This is a genomic window from Streptomyces sp. NPDC050211 (genome assembly GCF_040656035.1).
Lineage (GTDB): Bacteria > Actinomycetota > Actinomycetes > Streptomycetales > Streptomycetaceae > Streptomyces.
The window spans coordinates 399,678-406,763 of sequence record NZ_JBFALC010000002.1; the positions used below are offsets into that span (position 1 = coordinate 399,678).

General features: G+C 70.7%; 7 protein-coding genes. 3 read left to right on the forward strand and 4 right to left on the reverse strand.

Features of this window, described 5'->3' with window-relative positions; translation table 11 throughout:
* Positions 1-23: 23 nt before the first annotated feature.
* Positions 24-848 carry a DUF4253 domain-containing protein gene (locus AB0I98_RS03885; protein WP_362934765.1) on the forward strand — a complete coding sequence of 275 codons (825 nt, stop codon included), beginning with the start codon at positions 24-26 and terminating at the stop codon, positions 846-848.
* A 12-nt stretch (positions 849-860) separates the two neighbouring features.
* On the opposite strand, the gene AB0I98_RS03890 is transcribed toward AB0I98_RS03885, so the two are convergent.
* Complete coding sequence (locus tag AB0I98_RS03890; protein ID WP_362934768.1) at positions 861-1,718, reverse strand: arylamine N-acetyltransferase; 858 nt, start codon at positions 1,716-1,718, stop codon at positions 861-863.
* A 98-nt stretch (positions 1,719-1,816) separates the two neighbouring features.
* The gene (locus AB0I98_RS03895) at positions 1,817-3,028 is read right to left on the reverse strand and encodes a PLP-dependent aminotransferase family protein (protein WP_362934771.1); all 1,212 of its coding nucleotides are present in this window, start codon (positions 3,026-3,028) and stop codon (positions 1,817-1,819) included.
* A 280-nt stretch (positions 3,029-3,308) separates the two neighbouring features.
* On the opposite strand from AB0I98_RS03895, the gene AB0I98_RS03900 reads away from it, so the two are divergent.
* Positions 3,309-3,515, forward strand: a complete 207-nt coding sequence (locus tag AB0I98_RS03900) for a hypothetical protein (RefSeq protein WP_362934774.1) — start codon at positions 3,309-3,311, stop codon at positions 3,513-3,515.
* A 34-nt stretch (positions 3,516-3,549) separates the two neighbouring features.
* Here the strand turns inward: AB0I98_RS03900 and AB0I98_RS03905 are convergent, their stop codons facing one another.
* The gene (locus tag AB0I98_RS03905) at positions 3,550-4,893 is read right to left on the reverse strand and encodes a helix-turn-helix transcriptional regulator (RefSeq protein WP_362934777.1); all 1,344 of its coding nucleotides are present in this window, start codon (positions 4,891-4,893) and stop codon (positions 3,550-3,552) included.
* 216 nt (positions 4,894-5,109) lie between these two features.
* Here AB0I98_RS03905 and AB0I98_RS03910 point away from each other — a divergent pair, with 216 nt between their 5' ends.
* Positions 5,110-5,820: a DUF4232 domain-containing protein gene (locus tag AB0I98_RS03910; protein ID WP_362934873.1), complete on the forward strand. Its 711-nt coding sequence runs from the start codon at positions 5,110-5,112 to the stop codon at positions 5,818-5,820.
* 20 nt (positions 5,821-5,840) lie between these two features.
* On the opposite strand, the gene hemB is transcribed toward AB0I98_RS03910, so the two are convergent.
* Positions 5,841-6,833 carry a porphobilinogen synthase gene (gene hemB / locus AB0I98_RS03915; RefSeq protein WP_362934780.1) on the reverse strand — a complete coding sequence of 331 codons (993 nt, stop codon included), beginning with the start codon at positions 6,831-6,833 and terminating at the stop codon, positions 5,841-5,843.
* Between the last annotated feature and the right edge of the window lie 253 nt (positions 6,834-7,086).

Below are 7,086 nucleotides of genomic sequence, written 5' to 3' on the forward strand. Positions count from 1 at the left end.
TGGTCGGCCTTACAGTCGGTGACATGGCGACACTTCCCAACCCGCTGCCCACGCTCGCGGCCGATCCGAGCGGTCGTGCGCTCGGGCTCACACTTCCGCCGGGGCGACTGATCGACGCGACCGACGAAGGCCCCTGGCATGAGCCGTTGTTGTGGCATGCCGAGACGCCCGCGTCGGTGGGTGTCTGGACGAAGCTGGGCTGGCCGGCCGGACGGGCCGGGCTGCTGCCGGTGCTGATTGAGACCGGTGGGAGCCAAGGCGGGCCGGAGGACTGGGCCTTGATGCCGGGAGAGGTGTCGTACCCGGGCGATCACGACGCGGACGAGGTGCTGGAGGAACTCTGGGAGGACTGCGAGGGAGAGGACGGCGAGGAGTGGCCGGGCCTCGCCGAAGTCCCCGAACCCGCAGCCGACCCCATCGACCCCATCGACCCCATCGAATCAGCCGAACCCGCCGCCGCCGAGATCGCGGACTCGCTCCTCCTCGCGGGCGGCGGCCCGTTCAAGGACCCGCACCTCGCCCTGGTCCCCGCGCGCCGCAGTGCGGACATACCGGCGGCGATCGGCTGGTCGGGCCCGGCGAACCACGAGAGCGACGTGGCCCGGCTGTGCGCCGTACTCCGCTCCTGGGAGGACCGCTTCGGCATACGGGTCGTGGCGCTCGGCTTCGACCACCTGCTGGTGTCCGTCGCGGCCCCGCCCACGACCCAGGCCGACGCGGAGGCACTCGCCGCCGAGCACTTCGCGTTCTGCCCGGACAACATCTGGCAGAGCAGCGACACCACCCTGCGCGCCTACGCCGAGCACCGCCTCCTCAACCAGCCGGCCTGGCACTTCTGGTGGGACTGATCATGCGCTGAGTCACCCCAGCAGCGTCATGCTGCCGGGAGCGGCGATCAGGAACTCCTCATCCAGGATCCGGCGTGCCTCCGCCTCTTCCGTCACCTCCCGCTCCGTCACCGTGCCGTCGGCGCGCGTCTCGGTGAGGAGGCGGCCATAGAGGTGGAGGTGGCGTTCGGCGGTGGTGCGCTGGACGTAGAGCTGCTGGGTGAAGGGAGAGCGCGGGTTCGTCGCGACATGCCAGTTGATGACCTCGAAGTCAGGCTTCTCGAACGGCTCCAGGGTGAAGGCGTACTGGTCGGCCCAGCCCTCGGACCGCTCCTCGTGGCCCTGAACCTCGTAGGCCTGAAGCATCCACATCTCCAGCGGCCCCCGGTGCGGTACCCGCACCAGCCGGTGCCGCCGCCCGGCATCCCGGAACTCGGTGTCCGCCCGCAACGGCACCGGCTCAAGCAGCGCGCCGATCGCCCCGAAGCCGACGTCGGAGAGGTAGGGCTGCGGATCACCCGGAGCCTCCACCAGCAGGGCCATGTGGGTGCGAGGGCGGCTCTCGAGGCTGTCCGCGCCGAGGGTGACGCGGGCCGCCAGCCGGGTCATGCGGAAACCCAGCGCGTCCAGCGCGAGCGAGAACAACGTGTTGTGCTCGTAGCAGTAGCCACCACGCCGGCTGTGGACCAGCTTGGACATCAGGTCGGCGGGGTCGAGGGAGGGCGCCGTACGACGCAAGGCGTCCAGGTTCTCGAACGGAATGCTCCGCATATGCGCCAGATGCACACCCTTCAGCGTCGCCAGATCCGCACGCCGCTCTCCCTCCCAGCCGATCCGCTTGAAGTACGCGTCGAGGTCGAATCCCACGGTTTCCACGATTGGCTCGGACATGCCCCCACCGTAGGCACGCCGCCCACCCCACGGCTGCCGCCCTCAGCAGGAACCGACGCAGGTCTTTCGCCCTAGGCCCCAGCCCACCCCTTCCCTCTTCAGCCCCGCAACCCCCTCCCCAGCCTCCGCAACCCCTCCCCGATCTCCTCCGGCGTCTGCGTCACAAAGCACAGCCGCAGCGTCGACCGCTCCGGCTCACCGGCGTAGAAGGGCGCCCCGGGGACGTAAGCCACGTCCTGCCGCACCACCTTCTCCAGCAGTGCCGTCGTGTCGTACGACTCCGGCAGCCGGACCCAGAGGAACATGCCGCCCTCGGGCCGGTTCCAGGTCGATCCGGGCGGCAGGGAGTCGGCCAGCCCCGCGAGCATGGCGTCGCGCCGCTCGCCGTACACACCCGCAACGCGCGCCACGTGGGCGTCCAGGTCCCGATCCGCCAAGTACCGCGCGGCAGCGAGCTGGTTGACGGTCGGGGTGTGCAGGTCGGCGGCCTGCTTGGCGACCGCGCAGACCCGCCGGAGCTCGGCGGGCGCCCGCAGCCAGCCCAGCCGCAGACCGGGCGCCATGACCTTGGAGAACGAGCCGAGCAGGACGGTACGGTCCTGGGCGCCCGGGTGCGCGGCGATCCACGGCACCCGCTCACCCTCGAAGCGCAGCTCGCCGTACGGGTCGTCCTCGACGATCCACAGCCCGTGCCGGGCGGCGACGGACGCGACGGCGGCCCGGCGTCCGGCGGGCAGGGTGCGACCGGTCGGATTCTGGAACGTGGGAACGGTGTAGAAGAGCTTCGGCCGCTCCCGCACCACCACTTCCTCCAGCGCCGCGGGATCGACCCCCTCCCCGTCACCGGGCACGGCCACCACCCGCGCACCCGCGAAGCTGAAGGCCTGCAACGCCGCCAGATAGCAGGGGTTCTCGACGACGACCGTGTCCCCGGGTTCCACCAGCGCCGTCGCCAGCAGGGACAGCGCCTGCTGCGAACCGGTCGTGACGAGCACATCGTCGGCATCCGTGACCAGCCCCCGCACCGACATACGCCCGGCGAGCGCGTCCCGCAGCCCCGGCTCACCCTCGGTCGTGGAGTACTGCAACGCCTGCTCGGGCACCTCCGCCAGGACCGCCTGATAGGACGCCGCAATCCCCTCCACGTCGAACAGCTCCGGCGCCGGCAGTCCACCCGCGAAGTTGATCACCTCGGGCCGCGCGGTGACGGCCAGGATGTCCCGTACCGGCGAACCCCCGATCGAACGGGCCCGCGCGGCAAGCGGCGGCACAGGTGCGGGACGAGACGGCGCGGGCTCGACGGCGGTCACGTAGCGGCTCCTCGGGGACGGTGACGACTCCTGCCCGCACCCTAAAGAACCACCTGCCACCTACAAGCAAGTTTCCGCGATACGGGACACAGCCCGGCCGGGACAGCGGATCAGCCCCCGATTCCCGTCCCGTCCCGCGTCCGAGGGAAGGACAATCCGCCCAGCTCAGACGCCATCCCACCCCATCCCACGTCCCGAATCCCCCGACGACCCTTTCGGTCGTGGCCGATCACCGCGCAAGCTGAAGCCCTCCCGGAAACCCGCGACCGAAAGGGCCACCATGTCCGCACGCCCCGCCGCCGACCGAACCCGGCTGCTCGCCACGACGACGGCCGTACTCGCCGCACTCGTGCTCGCGGGTGCGCTCACAGGGTGCGAGGACGGCGAAGGCCTGCGCGACGAGGGCCCGTCGGCCACGACCAGCTCGACGACCTCCTCGACCCCACCCCCGGTGTCCCCCTCACCGACGACGGACCAGAACCGCTAGAGACCTAGGGACCTAGGGACCTAGGGACCCTCCCCTAGGACCCTTCCTCCGCCGCCTCGACCCACTTCTCGCCGCCGAGCGGGAACTCGTACGAAGGCCGGCCGTTGTTGCCGCTCGTGCGGAACGGCTCACCGTCGTCGTCGACGACCACCGTGCCCTGCCGAGTGCCGCTGGACCACTTCAGCTCCAGATACCAACGGACGTCGTACGCCGAGGCATCGGCCATGATGCGGAAGACCTCCGGGTCCGACTCGCTCACCGAGAACGGGAAGTCCCGCTGCCCGGCCGCGGGCTGAACGACCGGACGGGCCGCGTCGAGGGCGACGGTGAAGGGGTGCGTCGGCACATCGCCACCGCAGCCGACGCCCATCACGTAGTCGTTCCAGGCGAGCGGCATGCCCCTGCCGACCACATGGACCGCCAGACTGTCGAGGACCACCGTCCGCTCTCCGGTCCCCTGCACGGTCAGCGTCACCAACTGCTCCCCCGCCGACACCGCCCCTTCCGCCGACACCCACGCCGGCGCCCCCTGCTCGAAGGGCGGCGGATGGACCTCCGCCGGGGGCCGGTCGATCAGATAGTGCTGCGAACAGGGCCCTGCCCAGGTGTACGGCCGCGTGGTCACGGTCAGCAGCGGCCCGGTGTCGTTCCCGGGATCCTCACCGGCCGGTCCGCCGCTGACCCCGCCGCTCGTACGGCTCACCGAGGGCGAAACGGACGGCGTGCTCTTCTTCCCGCCGGACTCGGTCTCCTTCGCGGTGGCCCCGGGCGAGGCCTTGGTCGGCGTCGCGGACACCCCTCCGGACGACGCCGCCGCACCGACCGGACTACGCCGCCCGTCATCGCCCTGGTCACCGGAGAAGGGCTGCACGGCAAACGCGACGGCACCGAGAACGGCCGCCACGGCGAGACCGGCGAGGAGAGCGGTACGACGACGGAGCCGACGGCTCTGCTGCGGCCGGGCGGGGCCGGGAGCATCCCCTGGCAAGTCCTCCGGCGCGTCCTCAGAAGCCGCCTCAGAACCCTCCGCCGCAGCCGCCGTACCACCTGCCCGAGCAGTCTCCGCCGCCCCCTCAGCCACCGCCTCAGCCGCAGCCGGCGCGTCCTCCGCCGCCCCCTTCCGGGAGCCCCGCGCCGCGTCCGCCAGCACCCACCGCCGATGCAGCTCCACCAACTCGGCGGGCGACGCCTTGCAGAGACGCGCCAGCCGCTCCACAGGCGCGTAGTCCGTGGGTACGGCATCCCCGTTGCAGTACCTGTGCAGCGTCGACGTACTCATGTGCAGCCGCTTGGCGAGCACCCCGTAGCTGAGCCCGGAGCGGTCCTTCAACTGGCGCAGAAACGCCGCGAATCCGTCCGCGGCAGTGCCGTCCGACACCGTTCTTCCCTCCCCCGCCATCCCATTCCACCGTTCCAGGGAATGGTCGTTTCCCCAGGTCAGACCGTTACCAGCGTTCCAGTGTCCCTGATCGCCCGCCGGTTGATGCGGCTGGGACGCACTATCGCACAGGCTCTCCTCATCAACAGCACGCCGCCCCCGGCACCCGGACGGGCGGCGGGCAACGACCCCGCTCACACGGACAAGGACCCAGCCATGCGCACCTTCCGCCACGCCCGCCTCTTCGCCGCCGCAGGCATCACCATCGCCACGCTCGCCCTCACCGCTTGCGAGAGCGGAACGGGCACGAAGGACGAGGGTGCGTCGAAGCTGACCCCGACGCCGACGGCGTCGGCCACGGACGACACCAAGGGATCGCAGCCGACGAACTCCGGCTCCGGAAAGACCTCACAGCCGAACCAGACCGGCCAGAGCAACCAGGGCAACGAGACCACCGAGAAGTCGGACAAGACGACGGACCAGGCCGGCAAGCCCTCGTCCAACCCCGCCATCTGCAACGGCTCCAACACCAAGGTCACCGCCCAGCCGGTCTCCCGCCCGCTCAACCACATGCTGCTCACGGTGACCAACACCGGCTCGAAGGCGTGCTCGCTGATGTACTACCCGGTGCTCCGCTTCGACGAGATGCAGTGGGTGCCGCAGGCGAGGCCGGACAGCAAGCCGCAGGCCGTCCCCACCCTCGCCCCCGGAGCCTCCGGCTACGCGGGCGTCATGCTCGCCGCGGCCGACGGCAGCGGCGACGGCGGCACCACCGGCAAGAAGCTCACGATCGCCTTCCAGGGCGGGACCCCGAACAGCTCCGGCGGCGCGTCCGCGACCCCGCCCCTGCCGGCCAAGGGCGTGTACTACGACAGCTCGCTGTCGGTGACGTACTGGCAGTCGGACATGGCGGACGCCCTGAACTGACCGACCCGCGCGCGGGGCAACTACCTCACCTTCTGGGCGACTTCGGTGGCCCAGTAGGTGAGGATGTTCTGCGCACCGGCCCGCTTGATCCCGGTCAGCGTCTCCAGGATCGCCCGGTCCCGGTCGATCCACCCCTTCTCGGCGGCGGCCTCGATCATCGAGTACTCACCGGAGATCTGATAGGCGGCGACCGGCACGTCCGCCACGTCCGCGACCCGCGCCAGAACATCCAGATAGGGCCCGGCAGGCTTGACCATCACCATGTCGGCCCCTTCCTCCAGATCGAGGGCGAGCTCCCGCAGCGACTCCCGCGCATTGGCGGGATCCTGCTGGTACGTCTTCCGGTCTCCCTGCAACGACGAGCCGACAGCCTCCCGGAAGGGCCCGTAGAAGGCGGAGGCGTACTTGACGGCATAGGCCAGAACCGCCACGTCCTCCCGCCCGATCTGATCAAGGGCATCGCGGACAACCCCGACCTGCCCGTCCATCATCCCGCTGGTCCCGACGACATGAGCCCCGGCGTCGGCCTGCACCTGAGCCATCTCGGCATACCGCTCAAGGGTGGCGTCATTGTCCACACGCCCCTGATCATCAAGCACCCCGCAGTGCCCATGATCGGTGGTCTCATCCAGACACAGATCAGACATCACCAGCAACTCATCGCCGACCTCGGCCCGCACATCCCGAATCGCGACCTGCAGAATCCCGTCCGGATCGGTCCCCGGCGTCCCCAGCGCGTCCTTCTTCGACTCCTCCGGCACCCCGAAGAGCATGATCCCGGACACCCCGGCCGCCACAGCATCGGCAGCCGCCTTCTTCAGGCTGTCCCGAGTGTGCTGCACAACCCCGGGCATGGCCGCGATAGGCACCGGCTCACTCACCCCCTCCCGCACGAACGCGGGCAGGATGAAGTCGGCCGGATGCAGCCGGGTCTCGGCAACCATCCGCCGCATGACAGGACTCGTACGCAGCCGCCGAGGACGCGTACCGGGAAACGATCCGTACTTCGACATGCAACGAGGCTACGCCGCACGGACCCCCACCTTTGCCGACGAGGCGTCGGACCAGAACGGCCCCGCAGCCGCCCACGCGCCCGGACGCCCGGCGTCCTGCGGCGAAGCGACCACGCACCCGCAGTCGCCCACGGCGGGAAGGGGACGCGGTGGGGGTGTCCGCCCGCAGCGGTTGTCGCGTCAACACGAGCACCTCCCCAGCAGACCGAGCCGCGACGTTCCGAGGACGGACACCCCCCCCGCCGCCCCGACC